20 protein-coding genes are annotated in these 20,805 nt (G+C 36.4%); 9 read left to right on the top strand and 11 right to left on the bottom strand.

Annotation, left to right across the window (positions count from 1 at the left end; all coding sequences use genetic code 11):
- Positions 1 to 233: 233 nt before the first annotated feature.
- Genes alr through proC form a run of 4 tightly spaced genes read left to right on the top strand, consistent with a single transcriptional unit; the run spans position 234 to position 2,851 of the window.
- Positions 234 to 1,349, top strand: a complete 1,116-nt coding sequence (gene alr / locus C7K42_RS07450; protein WP_103092128.1) for an alanine racemase — start codon at positions 234 to 236, stop codon at positions 1,347 to 1,349.
- 5 nt (positions 1,350 to 1,354) lie between these two features.
- On the top strand, positions 1,355 to 1,726 hold the full coding sequence (locus C7K42_RS07445) for a type II toxin-antitoxin system PemK/MazF family toxin (RefSeq protein ID WP_041591743.1): 372 nt from the start codon (positions 1,355 to 1,357) through the stop codon (positions 1,724 to 1,726).
- Between the two features lie 16 nt (positions 1,727 to 1,742).
- Complete coding sequence (locus tag C7K42_RS07440) at positions 1,743 to 2,033, top strand: hypothetical protein (protein WP_061841207.1); 291 nt, start codon at positions 1,743 to 1,745, stop codon at positions 2,031 to 2,033.
- Positions 2,034 to 2,038: 5 nt separating this feature from the next.
- On the top strand, positions 2,039 to 2,851 hold the full coding sequence (gene proC / locus C7K42_RS07435; RefSeq protein ID WP_094244026.1) for a pyrroline-5-carboxylate reductase: 813 nt from the start codon (positions 2,039 to 2,041) through the stop codon (positions 2,849 to 2,851).
- An 83-nt stretch (positions 2,852 to 2,934) separates the two neighbouring features.
- Here the strand turns inward: proC and C7K42_RS07430 are convergent, their stop codons facing one another.
- The 4 genes from C7K42_RS07430 to C7K42_RS07415 are packed head-to-tail and all read right to left on the bottom strand — an operon-like array spanning position 2,935 to position 6,347.
- Positions 2,935 to 3,606 (bottom strand): ABC transporter permease, encoded by a 672-nt coding sequence (locus tag C7K42_RS07430; RefSeq protein ID WP_061841206.1) that lies wholly within the window; start codon positions 3,604 to 3,606, stop codon positions 2,935 to 2,937.
- A 6-nt stretch (positions 3,607 to 3,612) separates the two neighbouring features.
- Positions 3,613 to 4,533: an osmoprotectant ABC transporter substrate-binding protein gene (locus tag C7K42_RS07425; protein ID WP_069028555.1), complete on the bottom strand. Its 921-nt coding sequence runs from the start codon at positions 4,531 to 4,533 to the stop codon at positions 3,613 to 3,615.
- Complete coding sequence (locus C7K42_RS07420; RefSeq protein ID WP_069028556.1) at positions 4,530 to 5,171, bottom strand: ABC transporter permease; 642 nt, start codon at positions 5,169 to 5,171, stop codon at positions 4,530 to 4,532. Before C7K42_RS07420 ends, C7K42_RS07425 begins: the two co-directional genes overlap by 4 nt.
- A 3-nt stretch (positions 5,172 to 5,174) precedes the next feature.
- Positions 5,175 to 6,347 (bottom strand): betaine/proline/choline family ABC transporter ATP-binding protein, encoded by a 1,173-nt coding sequence (locus C7K42_RS07415; RefSeq protein WP_069028557.1) that lies wholly within the window; start codon positions 6,345 to 6,347, stop codon positions 5,175 to 5,177.
- 404 nt (positions 6,348 to 6,751) lie between these two features.
- On the opposite strand from C7K42_RS07415, the gene queA reads away from it, so the two are divergent.
- Complete coding sequence (gene queA, locus C7K42_RS07410; protein ID WP_069028558.1) at positions 6,752 to 7,783, top strand: tRNA preQ1(34) S-adenosylmethionine ribosyltransferase-isomerase QueA; 1,032 nt, start codon at positions 6,752 to 6,754, stop codon at positions 7,781 to 7,783.
- A gap of 150 nt (positions 7,784 to 7,933) precedes the next feature.
- On the opposite strand, the gene C7K42_RS07405 is transcribed toward queA, so the two are convergent.
- Entirely contained in the window at positions 7,934 to 8,629 is a 696-nt protein-coding gene (locus tag C7K42_RS07405) for a DUF975 family protein (protein WP_069028559.1), read from the bottom strand.
- A 205-nt stretch (positions 8,630 to 8,834) separates the two neighbouring features.
- Between C7K42_RS07405 and tgt the strand changes: the two genes are divergently transcribed.
- Together tgt and yajC are read left to right on the top strand one after the other, a co-directional pair.
- Positions 8,835 to 9,980 (top strand): tRNA guanosine(34) transglycosylase Tgt, encoded by a 1,146-nt coding sequence (gene tgt, locus C7K42_RS07400; protein WP_103099786.1) that lies wholly within the window; start codon positions 8,835 to 8,837, stop codon positions 9,978 to 9,980.
- An 81-nt stretch (positions 9,981 to 10,061) separates the two neighbouring features.
- Positions 10,062 to 10,445, top strand: a complete 384-nt coding sequence (gene yajC / locus C7K42_RS07395; RefSeq protein WP_014123611.1) for a preprotein translocase subunit YajC — start codon at positions 10,062 to 10,064, stop codon at positions 10,443 to 10,445.
- Between the two features lie 91 nt (positions 10,446 to 10,536).
- Here the strand turns inward: yajC and fni are convergent, their stop codons facing one another.
- Genes fni through mvk form a run of 4 tightly spaced genes read right to left on the bottom strand, consistent with a single transcriptional unit; the run spans position 10,537 to position 14,588 of the window.
- Entirely contained in the window at positions 10,537 to 11,586 is a 1,050-nt protein-coding gene (gene fni / locus C7K42_RS07390; protein WP_103097255.1) for a type 2 isopentenyl-diphosphate Delta-isomerase, read from the bottom strand.
- Positions 11,583 to 12,674 (bottom strand): phosphomevalonate kinase, encoded by a 1,092-nt coding sequence (locus tag C7K42_RS07385; RefSeq protein ID WP_014123613.1) that lies wholly within the window; start codon positions 12,672 to 12,674, stop codon positions 11,583 to 11,585. The genes fni and C7K42_RS07385 overlap by 4 nt, the downstream gene beginning before the upstream one ends.
- Positions 12,671 to 13,663, bottom strand: coding sequence for a diphosphomevalonate decarboxylase (gene mvaD / locus C7K42_RS07380; protein WP_014123614.1), 993 nt, complete (start codon positions 13,661 to 13,663; stop codon positions 12,671 to 12,673). Before mvaD ends, C7K42_RS07385 begins: the two co-directional genes overlap by 4 nt.
- Complete coding sequence (mvk, locus tag C7K42_RS07375) at positions 13,656 to 14,588, bottom strand: mevalonate kinase (protein ID WP_014123615.1); 933 nt, start codon at positions 14,586 to 14,588, stop codon at positions 13,656 to 13,658. The genes mvaD and mvk overlap by 8 nt, the downstream gene beginning before the upstream one ends.
- A 542-nt stretch (positions 14,589 to 15,130) precedes the next feature.
- On the opposite strand from mvk, the gene nox reads away from it, so the two are divergent.
- On the top strand, positions 15,131 to 16,462 hold the full coding sequence (gene nox, locus C7K42_RS07365) for a H2O-forming NADH oxidase (RefSeq protein ID WP_094244024.1): 1,332 nt from the start codon (positions 15,131 to 15,133) through the stop codon (positions 16,460 to 16,462).
- Positions 16,463 to 16,554: 92 nt separating this feature from the next.
- Here the strand turns inward: nox and C7K42_RS07360 are convergent, their stop codons facing one another.
- Positions 16,555 to 17,766 carry an amidohydrolase gene (locus C7K42_RS07360; protein WP_094244023.1) on the bottom strand — a complete coding sequence of 404 codons (1,212 nt, stop codon included), beginning with the start codon at positions 17,764 to 17,766 and terminating at the stop codon, positions 16,555 to 16,557.
- The gene (locus tag C7K42_RS07355) at positions 17,763 to 19,013 is read right to left on the bottom strand and encodes an amidohydrolase (RefSeq protein WP_014123619.1); all 1,251 of its coding nucleotides are present in this window, start codon (positions 19,011 to 19,013) and stop codon (positions 17,763 to 17,765) included. Before C7K42_RS07355 ends, C7K42_RS07360 begins: the two co-directional genes overlap by 4 nt.
- A 91-nt stretch (positions 19,014 to 19,104) precedes the next feature.
- On the opposite strand from C7K42_RS07355, the gene C7K42_RS07350 reads away from it, so the two are divergent.
- Positions 19,105 to 20,778: a PucR family transcriptional regulator gene (locus C7K42_RS07350; RefSeq protein ID WP_103099787.1), complete on the top strand. Its 1,674-nt coding sequence runs from the start codon at positions 19,105 to 19,107 to the stop codon at positions 20,776 to 20,778.
- Positions 20,779 to 20,805: the final 27 nt, after the last annotated feature.

The raw sequence follows: 20,805 nt of genomic DNA, 5'->3' as shown, positions 1-20,805 counted from the left end.
TGGGGTGTGACACGAACGTACTGTAGGACAGCAGTTCAACCTGCATAAAACGAACGCTGCAAATGAGGTGCGGGTTATCAGTCTAAATTACGGACGCTAAGTCCAAGAAAGAAAGTCGATATACCCGATTGCCTCCTCATTATAACAGCTTAAACAACGAGCTGGATAAAAGAACCTGTTCATCAGGTCTTATAAACCATAAATATATTGTAGTAGAAAGAAGGAAATGAATTTTGGTTATTTCATATCACCGTCCAACAAAAGCAGTGATCGACTTAAATGCTATTTGGCAAAATATCGTACAAGAAAAGCAACGTCATCCAGAAAAAGAAATCTTTGCTGTAGTTAAAGCAGATGGTTACGGACACGGTGCGGTTTCTGTTGCGAAAGTTGCTTTAAAAGCTGGCGCTCAAGGATTTTGTACTGCTACACTTGATGAAGCTATAGAATTACGCCATAGTGGGATCACACAGCCCATTCTTATTTTAGGGATTATTTCTCCGGCTGATGCAGCATTAGCTGCAGCTTATCACTTATCTGTACCAGTGGCAGAGATCGAGTGGTTGAAAGAAGCAGCTGTATACTTAAAGGACAGTTCTTTAACACTACATTTACATATTAAAATAGACACTGGCATGGGTCGAATCGGTTTTTTAAATGCAGAAGAAACAACACAAGCACTAGCAGTTATTGAAAAAGAACAGAACTTTTATTGGGAAGGTATTTTTACGCATTTTGCTACGGCTGACCAAGAAGATGTACAATATTTTCAAGCTCAGAGCCGTTATTTTAATGAGATACTAAATACATTACCTTATCAACCTAAGTATGTTCATACGGCCAATAGCGCAACTGCTATGTGGCATCAGGACATAGGGAATATGGTTCGTTTGGGTATAGCAATGTATGGGTTAAATCCTTCCGGAACAGCACTTACTTCTACTTATCCTTTAGTCCCAGCCCTCTCTCTAGTTTCAGAGATTGTTCAAACAAAAAAATTACCTAAAGGCTATGGTATTGGTTACGGTAAAACTTATGAAACAAAAACTGAGGAATGGATTGCTACCATACCGATTGGTTATGCCGACGGGTTTACTCGTGATCTACAGGGATTTCACGTACTGATTAACGGTGAATTCTGTGAAGTTGTAGGACGTGTATGTATGGACCAAATCATGGTACGTTTGCCGGAAAAAGTAAAAGAAGGTACAAAAGTAACCTTAGTGGGAAAAGATGGAACAAATGAAATCACCTTGCAAGATATCGCTACATATAAAGGTACAAATAATTATGAAGTGGCTTGCTTAATTTCAAATCGTGTACCAAGAGAATATGTAGAAAAAGGATGAAGTCTATGATAAAACGTGGAGAGATTTATTACGCAGATTTATCTCCAGTTGTAGGGTCAGAACAAGGCGGTATTCGTCCTGTTTTGGTTATTTCCAATGACTTGGGTAATTATTTTAGTCCAACAGTTATTGTGGCTGCAGTAACCGCGAAAATGGAAAAAACGAGTCTACCTACACATATCGGCATTGAGAAAACGACGAAAGGTTTAGATAAAGATTCGGTTATTTTATTAGAGCAGATTCGAACGGTGGATAAGTCCCGTTTAAAAGAAAAAGTATGCATTTTAGAAGAAGAAACAATGGAAAAAGCGAATGAGGCATTAAAAGTTAGTATTGGCATTGATGTAGTTGTTAATGAAGAAGGCCTCAGTACATAAAAAAGCAGGTGAAAACTTGGGATATCTCGTTGTCGTTCTTATGATTGGATTATTATTGTCATTAATTTTTAAACAAATTTGGCAATTTTTCTTTAAAACAAGAAAGCAAGGGGTTTATGGTTACTATTTGCTGGTGGAAAAGCAAAAGGAAAATAATTTAGGAAAATTCTATGGCATCTTTCAGCAAGGAGAAAAAGAGTATCAACTTGAATTAGCATTTTCTTTGTACATACATTTACAAGTACCACAAAGAGGATACTTACATGCTGAAAATGGCAAAGTATTAACATTTAAAACAGAGGAGTGATTGATGTGAGACATCGGATCGGATTTTATGGAGCAGGAAATATGGCTCAGGCAATTATTGCAGGTTTAGTTGCTTCTAATATTTATAAGAAAGAAGAAATTTTTGTTTATAATCATCGTTATGAACCAACTTTGCAAGAAGTAGAAAAAAAGTATGGTATTCAGGCAGTTATAGATGAAAAAGAATTGTTTGAACAAACGGATGTGGTTATTTTAGCAGTCAAACCAGCAATTTTGCTTCAGATACTTCCTCGAATAAAGGCATATTTACAAGAAGAACACCTTCTTGTATCAATTGCAGCTGGGATTAGTATTCAACAAATTGCCGAGTTAACTGGGCCACATAAAATCATTCGTGCAATGCCCAACACCCCAGCCATGGTCAATGAAGCGATGACTTCTATTTCGCCAAACGAACTTGTTTCTGACAAACAGATACAAATTGTTGTAGATATATTCAACAAATTTGGGAAGGCCAAAGTCGTTTCAGAAGAGGTTATTGATGCTGTTGTTGGTGTTTCAGGTTCAGCCCCAGCTTATGTTTATTTGTTTATCGAAGCTCTAGCGGATGGTGCGGTAGCAGAAGGATTGTCCCGAGGCGATGCTTATGAATTTGCCAGTCAAGCTGTTTTAGGAGCAGCCAAAATGGTGGCAGAAACCGGGAAACATCCAGCAGAATTAAAAGATATGGTCACTTCACCTAAAGGTACAACGATTGCAGCAGTTCAATCCCTGGAAGAAAGCAACTTTCGTGCTAGTGTTATGAAAGCTGTTCAAGCTGCTGCTAATAAAAATCGTGAGATGAGCAAAGAAGACTAAAATACAAAAAAAGAAACCAAGCTACTTTACATTCAACTGTTGTGTTAAATGTAAAGTAGCTTAGTTTTCTTTTTATTCTAGTATTAACTTTTGCTAGTACGACTGGACGGATCTAGTTGGTGTTCAACTAATCCTAATAACCAATCAGTTAAAATTGACATTAAAGCGGTTGGTAATGCACCAGCTAAAATGATGGCGGCACCATCAGTTGCGTTCGTTCCACGAACAATAATGTCACCTAATCCACCTGCACCAACAAAAGTACCGATGGCAGTGATTCCAATCGCGACCACTAAAGCATTTCGAATACCTGCCATGATCACTGAAATAGATAAGGGCAATTCGATCATATACAGTCGCTGCCAGGCCGTCATCCCCATTCCTTTGCCTACGTCCAGCGCGTTTTTATCTACTTGTGTCATGCCTGTGTACGTATTTTTAATAATCGGTAATAGAGAATATAAAAATACGGTAATAATAACTACATTGACACCTAAGCCAAAGGCAAACATCAAGATAGATACCATAGCTAATTGGGGAACAGTCTGGATGATATTTGCGACTCGAACGACCCAACTAGCTAATGTTGTACGTCTTGCGATGATAATACCAATAGGTATACCAATTATCGCAGCAAAGATCACTCCATAAATCGAGATTAAGAAGTGACGAATAAATTGAGAAAAAACGTAACTTCCATTTTCTTGAAAGTAATAAATAAATTGTTGCATTAAATTCATTTGACTCATATCCATTTTCCATCACTCCTCATCTTCAAAATAATTATGTTCTTCTAGGAAACGTTCGGCCACAATCGATGGTTCAACCAGGTTATTATCTGATTGATAATTCATTTCTTGCATTGCTTCTGTATCAATTTTACCAGCGAGTCGATCGAGGGCATCTTTTACTTCCGGATCCCTTTGGGCTAACTCATCATTTATAATTGGAGAAGCATCATAAGGCGGGAAGTATTGGCGATCATCTTCTAACATCACAAGATCATAACTTGCAACCCGGCCATCGGTTGAATAGCCTAATACAACATCCATTCGATGCGCAGCTAGAGCGTCATAAACTAAACCAATCTGCATTGGATAGATTTGGTCAAATTCAAAACCGTATTCTTGCGTAAATCCTGGGTAACCGTCACCTTCACGTGTCATCCATGCTCGGTCAGCACCCACCGTCAACTCATCAGCGACGTCTTCTAAGTCACTGACTTTTTCTAAACCGTATTCTTCTGCTGTATCTCTACGCACTAAGAAAACATAGGTATTATCAAAACCATAAGATGCCAACCAGTCCTGATTGTAACGTTCTTTAAACTCTTTTTGTACAAGGTCCAATGCCTTATCTGGATTTTTTTCTGGCGGCAGAAGTAAGGTGGAAGCAACATCGGTTCCAGTGTAGCGAGCGGCAGATATATCAGCATCTTCATTCATCATCGCTTCATGATTAATATTCGTTGTTCCTAAGTTATTAATAATGGACGTTTGTTTGTCTGTATAATGCTCGACCATACCTGCAACCATACTAGCTAAGATCTGTGATTCAGTGGTGATACCACCAGTAATCGCAACTGTATCTTCAGATTGATTTGAGGCTAGACCAGGAAAGGAACAGCCTGCTAATAAAAGTAGTCCACCTAAAAATAAAATAAAACTTTTCATTTTTTTCATTGTTCGCTTCCCCCCCTTAATGAAATTGGAGTAAGGAATGTTTCTAATTTTTCTAACAAGTAATCAACAATTATCGCTAGTAAAATCGCAGGAACGGTACCCCCAATGATTAGTTCTGGTTGGTAATTGTCCAGACCACTAAAGATTAGGACCCCTAAACCGCCAGCGCCAATATAAGAAGCAAGTGTTGCCCAAGCAATAACATAAGTAGCTGCTAATCGTACTCCAGCCATGATAGTAGGGACTGCAATTGGCAGTTCTACACTTATAATCGATTGGATATTTGTCATGCCCATGCCTTTTGCTACATCTACGTAGTTGGGATCTACATTTTCCATACCGATATATGTATTACGCAAAATCGGCAATAGAGAATAAATAAATAGTGCAACAATTGCAGGTGCTCGTCCTACACCAAGAAATGGGATCATTAAAGTAAGTAGAGCTAGTGCTGGGATAGTTTGTAAAGCACTGGCAGTACTGATCACGATACCGGCGATTTTGTTGGTTCTTGTCAATAAAACGCCTAAAGGAATTGCGACTAAGGTACCTAAAAACAGTGCCATGAATGAAATAATAATATGTTCAAATAGGTTACTCATTAATTGTGAACCATATTCTGAAAAGAAGGCTTGCATAATCTAGACCTCCTCTGTATCTTCTGGCTTAAATGACTCGACAGCATCTCTAATCGATTGTTCTTCTCCCCATAAGACATCGTAAATGATATCGACTAATGAAGCACGAGTTAATATACCGACAACGCGATTTTTATCGTCAACGACAGGGACATACTTCAGTCCACGTTTTAAAATACGTTGTAATGTGTTACGTAAAAGCGTATCTTCTTTTACAGATGAGACGTCTGTTTTTATGATATCACCAACGCTCATTGTACGATCGCTTCTTCGATTAATTGTTTCAATATCAATGAAACCTTTTAAAATTTCGCGATTGTCTGTTACTAGTAAAGTATCTACTCTTTTTTCGCGCATCAAGGTAATCGCTTCTTGTATTGATTTTTCGGAAGTGATTGTAACGGCAGTTGTCATTACATCTTTAACTAAAGTATTATCGGGTTGAGCTTGCATCAAACGATCTTCGCCTAGTAATTCTTCAACAAATTCATTGGCTGGACTTTGTAAGATATTTTCTGGCGTGTCATATTGGATGACTTTTCCTTCGCTCATAATGGCTACATGATCAGCTAGTTTTAAAGCTTCATCCATATCATGAGTTACAAAGATGATCGTCTTTTTTAACCGTTTATTTAAATCTTTAATTAAATCCTGCAAAGAGTCTCGTGTAATCGGATCTAAAGCACCAAACGGCTCGTCCATTAAGATGACATCTTGGTCGGCTGCTAAAGCTCGTATAACGCCGACACGTTGTTGTTGTCCACCGGATAATTCATGTGGATAACGGTCTAACATTTCCTCTGGCATTTCTACTAGCTTAATCAAGCGTTCTGCAGTTTTATTTCGATCATCTTGTGATGTTTTTAATAACTTAGGAACCACTGTGATGTTATCTCGAATAGTCATGTGAGGCATGAGCCCAATGTTTTGGATAACATATCCAATTCTGCGACGAAGTTCTACTGGATTAATATCTGTAACGTCTTGGTTATCGATCAAAATTTTTCCTTTTGTGGGGTCAGTCATACGATTGATCATTCGCATAGATGTTGTCTTTCCACTTCCACTTGTGCCAATTAAGCAAACCATTTCTCCTGTTTCGACTATAAAGGAGATATCGTCGACGGCTTTTTTGCCACCTTTATAGATTTTTGATACATCTTGAAATTCAATCAAATTTTCCACCCTCAAACTTTTTTTATTTGTTACTCTATATTATATAATATGCATAAAACTTAAAAAAATACAACAGTTAAGTTCAAAAAACAAACATTTGTGTCTTTTGGAAATGATAAAATGATTGATTTACGAACGAATAAGCGATATATATTGTAAATAATTTGCTTGAAGCTTATATTTAGTAAGAAATATGCATAAATAAGATTTTGACTAAAAGTAACATTTTTTATGGACAAAGTTACAAAGAGAATAAGACTTATACTACCGCATCTTTTTTGGCTGTTATACAGAAGAAATATATCTTTATTATAACACAATTCTATAAATAGAATGGCAAGCTTTGAAGCAAGGAAGAAAAGTGCTAAAATGTAAAACAGATTGTGTAGAAAAGAGTGAAAACAATGTTAACTACAGAAGATTTTGATTTTGATTTACCTGAAGAATTAATTGCGCAAACACCATTAGAAGATCGTACAAGTTCTCGTCTATTAGTATTAGATTCAAAGACTGGAAAATTGCAAGATAAGCATTTCTATAACATTATCGATGAGTTACATCCTGGAGATGCGCTGGTTATGAATGATACAAGAGTATTACCTGCTCGTTTATATGGAGAAAAAGAAGAAACAGGCGCACATCTTGAAGTTTTATTGTTAAATAACACTGAAGGTGACGTTTGGGAAACGTTAGTAAAGCCTGCTAAACGAGCCAAAGTAGGCACCCAAATTACTTTTGGCGATGGTCGTATAAAAGCGGTAGTGGAAGAAGAACTAGACCATGGTGGACGAATGATTCGTTTTAGTTACGAAGGTATTTTTTTGGAAAACCTAGAAGCTTTAGGTGAAATGCCACTGCCTCCTTATATTAAAGAAAAGTTAGATGACCCGGAACGTTATCAAACCGTTTATGCTAAAGAAAATGGATCAGCCGCGGCGCCAACAGCTGGATTGCATTTTACCCAAGAGTTATTAGATAAGATCCAGCAAAAAGGGATCGAACTTGTATATTTAACGCTACATGTTGGATTAGGCACTTTTCGTCCTGTGAGCGTTGAAAATATTGAAGATCATGATATGCATAGTGAGTTTTATCGCTTAACAGACAATGCAGCAGATCGTTTGAATCAAGTAAAAGCGCAGGGCGGAAAAATTGTTGCTGTAGGAACAACCTCCATTCGTACGCTTGAAACGATTGGAACAAAATTTAATGGAGAGATTAAAGCAGATAGCGGCTGGACGGATATCTTTATCACGCCTGGTTATCAATTTAAAGTTGTTGATGCTTTTTCTACCAACTTTCACTTACCTAAATCCACACTTGTGATGATGGTCAGTGCTTTTGCTGGTAGAGATAATATTTTAAACGCTTATCAACATGCGGTTGACGAGCGTTATCGTTTCTTTAGCTTTGGCGATGCGATGTTTATTAAATAAAATTAAAATCAAATGTTTTCACATTTATCGATAAGATGAAGGGAAGACGTTTGGTTTTTTTATTTCTCGTTGTGATATTTGTATGGGCAAAAAAAAGACAGCACATGATAAAGTGCTGTCTTACTAGCCAAATGTTTATAATCATTTTATTTACTCTTTAGGCAAGCTGTCATAAAACGCTGCTTTGGTAGCGTAGATATAAGGCATTAACCAAAGATAACCAATTCCTAAAGTAAGGAAAGAAAGAATATGCCATCCGATAAAACTTAAATCTAAGAAAAATAATTTTGCTTTAAAACCGTCCATTAAATGTCGACTAGCAGTAATAGAGTCAAGGTAACGAGGAGTTTCTCCTGTTTTTTCATAAGTATCATAATAGATAAAATAACTTTGTGAATAAGAATAGCCTTTAATGATACCAGGAATGACAAGCAATAATGTCCACAAAAATTGGAATATTGCCGTCAGCAAGTAAATAACAAGAACTGCTAAAGCGTAGGGAGCGCGAAAAGTTCGGAAAACATCCCTAAATGGACGAATAATTTCCTTTTTTCCCCGTAAAATATCCAAAAATGTCCAGCTCATAGCTACGGTAAAAAAAGTAGTGATAAGCCCTGAAATAAATCCCGAAGAACTACCACTCGATCCATCAGAACCAGTATTATAAGCAGTTGGTTCATTTATAGCTTGGAAGTTTTGGCTGAGAAATAATATAGCGGGTATCGTGATAATTGCAATTATAGCAAATGTAATCAGTACGGGAACTAAGTTCATTAACACACTTTCTTTCCAGCGCCCCTTTAGCATTTGTCTAGCTTCAGCACGTAATTCAGCATTTGATTTCATAAAAACCCTCCTTTATCTGTTTAGATATTGTTATCTTATAAATAGTATAACAGAGGGCGATAAAAAGCAAAACTAAGAAGTATCAATAGTCTCTTTGGATATTGCAAAATCTTGTTTTTACCTTTATGATAAAAGGTGGTTTGTAAATATTTTGAAAGTTAAGGGTATTTTTTAACTGATAAACTTAAGAAAGTAGGGCGAAACGATGACACAACCCGCCATTAAATATCGATTGATCAAAAAAGAAAAGCATACTGGCGCTCGCTTAGGCGAATTAATTACTCCGCACGGAACTTTTCCAACACCAATGTTTATGCCAGTAGGTACACTTGCTACAGTAAAAACGATGTCACCAGAAGAATTAAAAGAAATGGGCGCTGGTGTTATTTTAAGTAATACTTATCATCTATGGTTACGTCCAGGAGAAGATCTTGTAGCCGAAGCAGGTGGTTTGCATAAGTTTATGAATTGGGATCAACCTATTTTGACTGATTCCGGAGGGTTTCAAGTATTTTCTTTAGCTGATATGCGTAATATTGAAGAAAAAGGCGTTCATTTTCGTAATCATTTAAACGGCTTAAAGATGTTTTTATCTCCAGAAAAGGCAATTGATATTCAAAATAAATTGGGTTCAGACATTATGATGAGCCTTGATGAATGTCCACCTTATGACGAAAGCTATAACTACGTGAAAGATTCTATTGAACGCACTTCGCGTTGGGCAGAAAGAGGATTAAAAGCTCATGCTAATCCTCAAACACAAGGCGTGTTTGGCATTGTTCAAGGGGCAGGTTATAAAGATTTACGAAAACAAAGTGCGAAAGACTTGGTGAGCTTAGATTTTCCAGGATATTCTATCGGGGGATTATCTGTAGGAGAACCTAAACAAGAAATGAATCGTATGTTAGAATATACAACGCCTTTGATTCCTGAAAATAAACCTCGTTACTTAATGGGCGTGGGCGCGGCCGATTCTTTAATCGATGGTGCCATTCGTGGCATTGATATGTTTGATTGTGTATTGCCTACTCGGATTGCTCGTAACGGGACTTGTATGACTTCAAAAGGTCGTTTGGTTGTAAAAAATGCAAAATTTGCACGAGATTTCCGTCCGATCGACGAACAATGTCATTGTTATACATGTCGTAATTATACGCGGGCTTATGTGCGGCATTTATTAAAATGTGATGAAACATTTGGTATACGCTTAACGACTTACCATAATCTTTATTTCTTATTACACTTGATGGAACAAGTTCGTCAAGCGATAAGAGACGACCAGTTACTTGAATTTCGGGAACAATTTTTTGAAGCGTACGGATTTAATGAAGAAAATGCGAAAAATTTCTAACTTTCTAGAAAAATACTAGTGAAAAGTACTTGCTTCTGATAAAGTAGAGAATGAAACGATAAAAGTTGAGGTGAAAAAATAATGGAAATACTTATAATGCTGGTACCTATCATCATTTTGATGTATTTTATGCAACGTTCACAAAAGAAACAGCAAAAAAAACGTCAAGAGGTATTAGATAGCATGCGTCCAGGCAACCAAGTGGTAACAATTGGTGGCTTACATGGCGTAGTTTCAGAAATTGATGATGACAAAAAGACAGTGACACTTGATTGTGAAGGAATCTTTTTAGAGTTTGACCGTGCGTCTATTCGTACAGTAAAACCAACTTATAGTGAAGAAACAGCACAAAGCACTTCAGTGCCTCCTACAGATAACACACCAGAACCTTCAGAAGAGGCAAATAATGAAGATAGAAATGCTGAAGAACAATCGCAAGAAGAAAAAGACGAATCACAAGAATAGTTGTTTGAATAAAATCATAAGATTAAGGGCTAGTATAGCACTAGTCTTTTTTTTATAAAAAAACCTGTATAAACAAAGTGGAAGGCTTTGTTTATACAGGTTTACGCATACTATATTTTTTTATGTCAATGTTTCTAGCCTGACACCAATTTTCGGGATTCCCAGATAAAATTAAAGGAACGGATGTTAAATCAGAAGTTTTTAAGGCACCACTCATCGTATAAAGGGTTTTTAATTCATTTTTCCATTGTTCGATAAGTTCAATGGTTGCTTGGCAACCATTGGTCAATAGGTAATTTAAAATTGTAGCAGAGATGCCTACCATCTTTGCACCAAAACAAAGAGATTTAAAAATATCAAAGGCATTTCGAATTCCGCCGGATGCGATCAAATTAAATTCTTGGGAAATTTCATTTGCTTCTAACAAAGACTCGACTGTTGTTTGACCAAATTGGTCTAAATAATTAAATTCTCTTTTTTTTCGACGAGCATTTTCGATTTGTGTAAAACTGGTACCGCCGCTACCCGCGATATCAATAGTTCTAACGCCTGTTGCCAGTATTTGATTAATCGTCTCCCTGCTCATACCAAAACCGACTTCTTTGACAATAACCGGAACTTCAATATGCTCTACGATTTCTTCTAGTAAAAAAAGCCAGTCGGCAAAATCGCGATCTCCTTCAGGCATTACAAGCTCTTGAGGAGTGTTCAAATGAATTTGTAAAGCATCTGCTTGAAACAAATGAACTGCTTGTTGCGCGCTTTTTAAAGAAGAACCAGCGCCTATATTAGCCAATAAAAAACCATCAGGAAATTCTTTTCTAACAATAGAAAAAGAATCTTTGGTTTCAGGTGTTTTTAAGGCGGTAGAAACCGAACCTGTAGCCATCATTAAATCAGTTTCTCTGGCGACAATCGCTAACTGCTGGTTGATTTTTTTCGTCCATTCGCTGCCTCCAGTCATCGCATTAATAAAAAAAGGACTAGAAAACTCACGTTGGAATAATTCAGTACGAATAGATACATCGCTAAAACGATTTAAAGTAAAAGATTGGTGAACAATTCTTACTTCATCAAAGTCATTATGATGTGGTTTGTGGAATGCTTTTGCAAGTGAAACATGTTCATCTTTTCGGTTCATTTGGGTCCTCCTCGATAATGGTAAACATGTAAAGGTAATGGTATAATGTCTGCTTTTTCCCATTTGCTCATTAAAGGCAGAATTCCTGTCTTTTGATCGGCGATCACAATGCCACAATCACCGCCACCTGCGCCCGAAGATTTTGCTGCGCCACCACAATTTTCCGCTAGATCACACAATTGTTTTAAAGCGGGGGTTTCAATTACAACATTTGTTGCTTTAGCCAGGTTTTGCAGTAATGTCCGATTTTTTCTAATCATTTTTTTTATTTTTGTCACATCATCTTTAACAAAACCATCCATTAAATCTTCTACACAATGATGACTATCAGTTAAAAATTGTTCATAATTCTTTTGTATATCGTCTTTATCTTCTTTGGACTGATTCACCTGATCGACTAAATCAGAAGTAGAGGCTGGACTACCTGTCCAACCAATTAATAAACGCATATTTTTAGGAGACTGTAGCGGTTGAATAGAAAGTTTTGGCCAATCGCTTTTAAGTAGATCACTGATTTTCCAGGTTTCTTGTCTTTTTTTTACCCACTGATGATCAAAGGTTGAAAAAGCTAACCAACCGCCAAAGCAACTAGCAGCAATATCACCACAAGAACCGTTTCCTTGAACAGCGAGGTGAGCTAGGGCGGCAATTTTAAATTGCATCAGTGGATCCATTTGCAAGTCATAAAACAAATTAAGTGCTTTAACTGTTCCTACTGTAACTGCACCGCTTGAACCCAAACCGTATTTGCGCCCACTAGAATTATCAAGTTCACTAGTAACTTTTAAATGATAAAAACTTAATAAAGTCCCTTGTTCCTTAGCGTAGCGTTCTGTTAAACGTATAGCAGCTAAAATATAATGGAAAGGATTTTCACGATGGTCTAAAACCAGTTCGCCCTCTCTTCTTGTCCAGCGTATAGGTAGGTCGCTATACTGCTGGGATTGAATACTGCCGTTTTCTGTTGCACTTTCGATAGTTACATTAATAAATTGGTCTACAGCTGCTATGATCGCCAGATGACCCGGTTCAACAACAGCGTATTCGCCTGCGATATACAATTTTCCCGGGGTAGAGACCTCAATCATTTTGCCACTTCCGTTTCTAAAGTTTCCATTCCTTTTCCTGCATAAGCCATCACTAGTTGTTCTACAGGAAATTCTTTTTGCAACTCATTATAGATCTTTTGGCTATCTTTTTTTTGACAAAGAACTTTTACATTGGGACCTGCGTCCATAGTAAAATAACAATCTTGACCCGCCTGACGCATGTCATGTACTTTGTTCATTGCTCTTAGACTATCAGGTGTCCAATAAGTAAAGGGTGGAGAAGCCGCTAGAGTCGTCGCGTGCATTTTTAAACAATTACTTTCGGTTACTTCGCCTAAAGCTTGAAAGTCGTGTTCAATAATGGCTTCTCTTGCTTTTTTTATATCTACATCAACGTTTTTTACCCAATCGGTATAATAAGTTGAAGTGCCTACTGTACGTTGCATACCATTTCTACTAGAAATATCTTTGGCTTTATCATTAATAAGGATAAAAATCATCGCCAATTCATCTTCCCAATGGTTAGACGGTACAGGAAAAGCGTAGGAGTTTTGGTCAGAATCTCCTTTTTCCCATTCGACAAATCCGCCATAGATGCTTCGGCAAGCAGAGCCAGACCCCTTTCTAGCCAAACGGGATAGCTCTTTATCGGAAAGGTTAAGTCCTAAAGCATCGTTACAAGCACCGGCTAAAGCAGCTAAGCCACTGGCAGAAGAAGCCAGACCAGCTGCTGTGGGGACAAAATTTTGACTTTGAACAATGGCATATTCAAAAATCTGGCTTTGTTCACGAACTAAGTCTAAAAACCGCCTAACTTTTTCTGTAGACTTTTCGTCTTGCAATTGACCATCAAGATAAAAGCTGTCAGCTGTATACTCCTTAGAAAAAGAAACACTTGTTTCAGTGTAAAAAGCATCTAATGTTAAAGATAAACTATTATTCATAGGTAAAATCAACTGTGGATCTTTTTTGCCCCAGTATTTAATTAGCGCGATGTTAGTAAATGCTCTAGCTTTTCCATTATGCATATTGGTAAACTCCTAATCCTTGTATCCAGCTTTCTTTTATGCCTCTTTCTTGTAAAAGTTGGGCTAATTCTTCAGCTTCTTCTTTTGTTTTAGCTAAGGCTAAAAAGCACCCGCCGCGGCCTCCACCGGTTAACTTTGCTCCTAAAGCACCGTTTTCTAAAGAAAATTGAATCAAATCATCCAACAATTTATTGCTGACTGTTAATGATCGTAAATGATTTTGTGCTTGGTTCATAACTTCGCCTAAAATTTCCGGTTGGTTCATAATGATGGCTTCTTTTGCTCGTTCAGTTAATAAGCCCAGTTCTTCAATTGCATGACTCGTTTGCTTATGAAATGTTTTTAATCGTTGGGAGACAGACTTAACAGCTGCTCTTGTTTGGCCAAGAACCCCCGTATCAGCCACAAGTAAGTAAGCGTCAATATTCATCGGAAAGGTAGTGAATTGTTTATGCTCAAAAAAAATAGGTTCCTTGCTGCTAGCAGCCGCAGCATCCATTCCGCTAGGATTACCGTGTGCAATTTTTTCAGCATAATCAGTAAAGGATAGTAAAGTTTCTTGATCAAGATACTGTTCTTTCCAAGCAAAAAAAGCACGCGTAATGGCAATAGCAACGGCAGCACTTGATCCCATGCCCCTGGCAACGGGAATAGTGCTATTGATATTTAACTGAAAATTAGGTGTATGTAAATAAGTTTGTAATTTATAAGTTAGTTCTTTGATACTTTGTAGATTTTCAGGAGCGTCTGTTAAATAACCTATATAATAACGTGACATTAAAAAGTTTCTAGGCGCTTGTTGCACAGTCACATGAATCTGCGTGTCATTAAAAGGGAGAACAATAGCTGCTTTGTCATAAACAGCAGAGTGTTCCCCAATTAAAATGATTTTTCCGTTTGATCGACCGTTTCCCTGAAATAACATGTTGTCCCTCTTTCTGTTTTCATTTTTTATCCTTTAAACATTTTACTAAATTAATAGGTTCTCGTTAAGTAATCAAAACGTTTTATAAGAAAAAAAGTCAAATCTTAAGGTTTTTTAGAGGAAAAAAGCTAGAATATCCTAATTAACAATCCTAGTTTGGATGCTTATTATAAAGAATTAAACCGGCGTTACGCTGCATGGTATGAAAATTATAATCATAGTTCTAAAATCCAAATTAATGGAGAGCAATTGAATTTTGTAGAAAGTTTGGAGATATCTCAGCAAGTTTTGTCGATGATTAACGTGAAGTTCGCAGAAATACGAGGTTCATAGTGAACATTTTATTTTGTGAAAAAAAGTTATAATATTCCTCCTTTTTCACAAATAAATTTTTATAGATAATTTTTCTATGATTCAAATCCTTTGATTTAGTTTTTCATGTGAATTTCCTTGCAATTCTTTAGGTTGTGCAAAAAATATTGATAGTTCTTATCTTCACAATCTTGATATATTATATATGTAAAATAAGGGAGGAAAAATAGATGGCAAAAACAGTAATTATAGGAACGAATCATGCAGGTCTAGCAGCAGCAAATGCTATTTTAGATAATTCAGATCAAGAAGTTGTGATGATTGAGCGTAATGAAAATTTTAGTTATTTAAGTTGTGGCACTGCTTTATGGGTAGGTAAACAAATTGACGGTGTAGACGGCTTGTTTTATACGAATCGGGAAGATTTTGAAGCTAAAGGCGCTAAAGTACGTACACAAACAACTGTTGAATCTATTGACTTTGATGGAAAAGTGGTTCATGCCATAACACAGCAGGGTGATAAGGTCGAAGAAAGCTATGACAAACTAGTTTTAGCTACAGGATCCATTCCTATCTCTCCTAAGGTGCCTGGTCGTGAATTAGAAAACATTACCTTTATGAAAAAATATGAAGAAGGTCAAAATATAGACCAAATGTTTGAAAATGAAAATGTGAAAAATATCGCAGTTATTGGCGCTGGCTATATCGGTGTAGAAATGGCAGAAGCTGCTAAACGTCGTAATAAAAATGTATTGTTATTTGATGCCTTAGACCGTTGCTTACCTAATTATTATGATACCTGGTTTACTGATGATATGGACAAAAATTTGGCTGATCATGGTATTGAATTGCATTATGATGAGTTGGTTAAGGAATATAAAGGTTCAGACAAAGTGGAACAGATCGTGACTGAAAAAGGCGAATATGACGTTGATTTAGTGATTAACGCGATCGGTTTTTTGCCTAACAATCAATTGGCAAAAGATCATTTAGAATTGTTTGTAAACGGAGCTTATCTAGTAGATCGTCACCAACAAACAAGTGACCCCGATGTTTATGCAGTAGGAGATTGTGCGACTGTTTATTCAAATGCTTTACAAGGAACGACTTATATTGCTCTAGCATCAAATGCTCTACGTACAGGCATTGTTGCTGGTGAAAATATTGCGGGTAATCCGGTAGAATCTCCAGGAGTTCAAGGATCAAACGGTATTTCAATCTTTGGACATCATATGGTATCAACTGGTTATTCTGTGGAATCGGCAGCTAAATTTAATTTAGATGTTAAATATACAGATATTGAAGACACACAAAAACCAGAATTTATGAAAGAAAATGACTCGGTAAAATTACGTATTGTCTATGAAACAAGATCTCGCCGTATTGTAGGCGCACAAATGTCTTCTACAACTTCAGATATTTCTATGGCGATTCATATGTTCTCACTAGCAATTGAACGCCAAGTAACGATTGACGAATTGGGCATGCTTGATTTATTCTTCTTACCACATTTCAACCAACCATATAATTATATTAATAAAGCCGCTCTAGCTGCTGAATAATAATGAACTAAAATTAAAAGCTAGTAAGTAAGAGGAATGACTACCTTCCTTCTTACTTACTAGTTTTTTTGTTCAAATTTGGGATTAAAATTTTATTTAGAAGAATAAAAATTTCCTTCATGCATTAGTATTCTTTTTTCCGGTATGCGAGCTGCAACTTGCGCACTACATACAGCATCAGTGAAAACAAAGCTGGCTGTATCACCGACCTCGGGCCATTGTTTCTGTCCATTTTCATCAAGAGGTGTAAGATTATTGGTAATTAAACTTAAACTTTGTCTTAAAGCTTGTTCATTACTTTTTCCAGTATAATCACAATAATTACGTAGTTTTTCTACTACATCTCCCGATACATAAGGACTCCACGAATCATAAAAGCCATCACAACCTATACCAACAAAAATGTCAGCCTTTTGTAAGGCTTCGATAGGTAAGAGCTTTTTCTTCATACTGATAGGAATGGTTGTAAGAATCTGAACTGCGTGTTCTTGTAAGCGTGGATAGATGTTTTCCCATGCTTTATTTGACAAATCGCATAATCCAAAAGCATGACTAAAGCCTGTTTTTCCTTTAAAATCTTGTTCTTCAACCATGTCCAACCACTTATCCATTGTATAATAGCCTAATTGGCCAGGATCATGAAAATGCATATCAACATCTACTTGGAATTCTTTGGCAATGTCCATCGTTATTTGTAAAGAACGTTCAATATCCTGATCGATTCCTCCTGGGTCTAAAGCGCCCAACATGCTTGCTCCTGAATTTAATGCTTTTCTTAACAAATCTGGCATTTCAGGATGGGCAAGTAGACCATGTTGCGGGAAAGCGATAATATCTGCTGTTAAATATTTTTCATATTTTTTCAGTGCTTGTTTAACACCTTCAAGATTTTTTAAACCGATGAAAGGATCAATATTAACATGGGTACGGATGTGGTCTACTCCGCTAGCCAAATATTTTTCTATCATTGTAGAAGCTCGCTGCTCAGTGGTTTCCGCTAATTCTGTTAATTCTTCTGCTTCTAATTTTAAGCGGTGTGCTAAATTTTTGCTAGGTATACAAGCTTTCCAAGGCAAGGATAGGTAGGTTTTATCTAAATGGTTATGCATATCTTTGAAGGCTGGTAAACATAGTTGTCCTTGCATATCAATACCAGCTTCTTCTGAGTTTTGCTTAGTCGGTATGATTTGTGTAATTTTTTTGCCGTCAATTCTTAGATCAAATAATTCTGTCTTTGTCTGCAGTCGATGTCGGTTATCAAAGTATTCTCCGGTTTCTAAGCGCACATTTTTTAATGTTTTCATCCACGGTAAGCTCCTTTCAATGCAATATCTGTTTGATAAATGATTTCACCAGCAGAAACTACTGTTGAGATAGGACACTGGCGGGCGATCATGTGAGCACTACTTACGGCATCTACTAAGATAAGATTTGCTTGATCACCGATTTTTGGCCAAACTTGTTCTCCCTGTTCATTTAAAGGCGTAATACCACCACTAGCATATCTTAAAGATTGACTGATCTGGTACTCGTCGATATAACCGCAACGTTCAATAAATAAATTTAATTTTTGAATCGTATCGCCCGTACCAAAAGGAGACCAGTGATCGGTTAAACTATCGTGACCAAAGGAAACCGTGACACCATTGTCGTATAATTTTTTAACTGGAAGGGTAAGATTTTCATCACTAATAACCACTGTGGTGGTGACATCTACTTTATTTTCGGCCATTCGTTGCATTAATTCATCTAATTCATTGTCACTAATACCTGCTAAAGCAAATGCATGACTGAGAGTGACTGGCTGAGAGAATTTCTTTTGCTCAATAAAGTCTAAGATGCGATGGATTTCAAAAGCGCCTAGCGTATCACGGTCGTGTAAATGCATATCAATGCCAACATTGTATTTTTTGGCTAAAGCAAAAGTTGTTGCTAAAACCTCGCCAATATTGCGGTCCAAAGAAGCAGGATCTACACCACCAATGTGAGTCACACCTAATTTTAATGCATCCTCTAAGATAGTTAGAAATTCTGAACCATTACGTAGCAATCCATGCTGAGGAAAAGCAACGATTTCATAAGTAATCTGATTTTCATAGTCCTGTAAAACACGCTTAACCAATTGTACATGTTTCGTTTTAATCTGCGGGTCTACATTTACGTGCGTACGGATATGGGTGTGCCCGAGCCGAATATAATGTTGTATCATAGTATGGGCACGTTGTTCAGCAACTTCTAATTGTTCTGGCAATAATGTTTTTTCTTCTTCTAAACGAGTATAGATACCATTCTTTGCTGGAATAGGGGCTTGCCAACCATTGCCAAAATAAGTTTTGTCGATATGAATATGCATTTCACGTAAACTAGGGAGTAATAGCTGCTTTTTAGCATCTATCGTGACATCCGCTGATTCTTGTAAATGAGGACCGATTTTGGTAAAGTGACCTTCCTCTATTAATAGGTCTGTTATTTCAGTGTTTGTTTTTATCACTACTTCATCTTTTGTTTGGTAACCAGTTTCTAGTCGGGCGTTTCGGATCAATTGTTTCATTTTTTCACTCCTTAAAAATTAGTTTATTTATTGTTTCTATCTTTTAAATCATATATACTTATACAAATTATTAAAGAAAGAAGTGTTTGCCATGAATATTGCTGAATTTCTGAAATTACCAATGGCGCATAACTTTAAATTACTCACTGGGGATGATCTAGGGATGGATCATAACATTACGGGGGCTAATATCTTGGATAATCCTAAAGCAGATGATTGGCTGACAGCAGGAGAACTGATTATTACATCAGGTTACTTTTTCTATGAAAACTATGCCCAGCAAAAACGTTATTTCCAACATTTTCAGGAATTAAATATTGCCGCAGTTTGTATTAAAACAGGGCAGTTTTTTAAAGAAATTCCGAGTGATCTTATAAAACTTAGTCAACAATTGGAGATTCCTTTGATTGAAATACCTTATGGGATTGCTTTTTCAAAAATTTTAAAGATGATAATGAATCAATTATCTTCTGATTTAGCAAGTGAACAACAATTTACATTAGATATTTATTCGCAATTTTTCGAATCTTCTTTAAATAATGGCGGTATCGATTATATTGCCAAAAAACTCAGAGCAATTGTGGAAAATCCTGTCCTTGTTACTACATCTAATTGGGAAGTTTTGTCTTTAACAGGTTTTGAAAATGAATTACGTACTAGCTTAATGAAGCAAGGAAAAGCGTATCATTTCCCGAAACAAAATTTGCAAAACCTTCCTAAAAATGTAGAGCAGTTACAACACCCATTTTATCGTAAATTATATAAAAACGGGCAAGAAATTTTATGTTGTGTTATGCCGATTTTTTTTAATCAAATTAATTATGGTTATATTATTGTTTATTTAACGAATCGTTCGCTAGTGAATACGGATCATATTGCCTTAGAAAGTTGTACCATGTCTATTGCTTTAGAAGTCGCTCATCAAATTGAAAAAGAACGAGTGAACAATCAAGTTTATCGTGATTTCTTTGCTCGTTTATTTGCAGAAAAAATAACAGACGTTGAAACTTTAAGGTCTTTTAATATAGATATCAACGTAGAGCTGGAATATTCTGTTTATATTATTTCTGTGTATTTTCCCAAACTTACGGATAAAACACTTTTTGAACAACGTAAGTACGAAGAACAGGCGATGCAGATGTTATTGTCAGCTCTACATCGCTATATTCAAAATAATTTCTTAGATTCAAATGTGTTTAAACAAGGGAATCAATTGATAGGACTACTAGGTAATGCAAAAGAGACAAAAAAGGCTGCCATTCAAGCTGAACAAAGTAAAGTATTAAAAAGATTGTTGAAGTACTTAAAGCAACAAATCAATCGGACATTACACTTTTCGGTTGTAGTAGGTTCTAGTCAGTCGGTTTTATCCGTTGCTAAAAGTTATTCTGAAGCAACCAATATGTTAAAAACAATCGCTGCAAAACAAACTGGGATTCATTTTTTAAATGAATTTTATCTAGATACCTTTTTATCAGAACAAATTTCTACTCAAGCTGCTGCCGAATTTTCTGCGCATTATTTATACAAACTTATTGCTTATGATCAAAAGAATCAGCTAAATTTACTACAAACTTTAGCAAGTTATTTAGCTAATCACCAAAATATTGCAGTTACCGCAAGAAAGCTCTATATTCATCGCAACACATTGATATACCGTATTGAACGCATTGAAAATATTTTGGCCATAGATATTACTGAACCTAATATTGCCTTGTCGTTACAACTAGCGTTAAAATTTTATCAGGAAAACGAGCTAGAGTGATCACCAGAGCTTATGTCATAAGTAAAA

The sequence above is a fragment of the Tetragenococcus halophilus subsp. halophilus DSM 20339 genome, from assembly GCF_003841405.1.
GTDB classification, from domain to species: Bacteria; Bacillota; Bacilli; order Lactobacillales; family Enterococcaceae; genus Tetragenococcus; species Tetragenococcus halophilus.
The sequence above is the reverse complement of the archived record's forward strand: the minus strand, read 5'-3'. Positions and strand labels throughout refer to the sequence as shown.

Bases quoted from the DNA above. Each gene is read 5' to 3' on its own strand.
- C7K42_RS07360 (WP_094244023.1), bottom strand. From the start codon at position 17,766: ATGAAAACATTAAAAAATGTGCGCTTAGAAACCGGAGAATACTTTGAT.
- mvk (WP_014123615.1), bottom strand. From the start codon at position 14,588: ATGTTATTTCAGGGAAACGGTCGATCAAACGGAAAAATCATTTTAATT.
- C7K42_RS07355 (WP_014123619.1), bottom strand. From the start codon at position 19,013: ATGAAACAATTGATCCGAAACGCCCGACTAGAAACTGGTTACCAAACA.
- C7K42_RS07430 (WP_061841206.1), bottom strand. From the start codon at position 3,606: ATGGATATGAGTCAAATGAATTTAATGCAACAATTTATTTATTACTTT.
- C7K42_RS07350 (WP_103099787.1), top strand. From the start codon at position 19,105: ATGAATATTGCTGAATTTCTGAAATTACCAATGGCGCATAACTTTAAA.
- C7K42_RS07445 (WP_041591743.1), top strand. From the start codon at position 1,355: ATGATAAAACGTGGAGAGATTTATTACGCAGATTTATCTCCAGTTGTA.
- fni (WP_103097255.1), bottom strand. From the start codon at position 11,586: ATGAACCGAAAAGATGAACATGTTTCACTTGCAAAAGCATTCCACAAA.
- queA (WP_069028558.1), top strand. From the start codon at position 6,752: ATGTTAACTACAGAAGATTTTGATTTTGATTTACCTGAAGAATTAATT.
- mvaD (WP_014123614.1), bottom strand. From the start codon at position 13,663: ATGCATAATGGAAAAGCTAGAGCATTTACTAACATCGCGCTAATTAAA.
- yajC (WP_014123611.1), top strand. From the start codon at position 10,062: ATGGAAATACTTATAATGCTGGTACCTATCATCATTTTGATGTATTTT.
- C7K42_RS07425 (WP_069028555.1), bottom strand. From the start codon at position 4,533: ATGAAAAAAATGAAAAGTTTTATTTTATTTTTAGGTGGACTACTTTTA.
- tgt (WP_103099786.1), top strand. From the start codon at position 8,835: ATGACACAACCCGCCATTAAATATCGATTGATCAAAAAAGAAAAGCAT.
- C7K42_RS07405 (WP_069028559.1), bottom strand. From the start codon at position 8,629: ATGAAATCAAATGCTGAATTACGTGCTGAAGCTAGACAAATGCTAAAG.
- C7K42_RS07385 (WP_014123613.1), bottom strand. From the start codon at position 12,674: ATGATTGAGGTCTCTACCCCGGGAAAATTGTATATCGCAGGCGAATAC.
- C7K42_RS07420 (WP_069028556.1), bottom strand. From the start codon at position 5,171: ATGCAAGCCTTCTTTTCAGAATATGGTTCACAATTAATGAGTAACCTA.
- nox (WP_094244024.1), top strand. From the start codon at position 15,131: ATGGCAAAAACAGTAATTATAGGAACGAATCATGCAGGTCTAGCAGCA.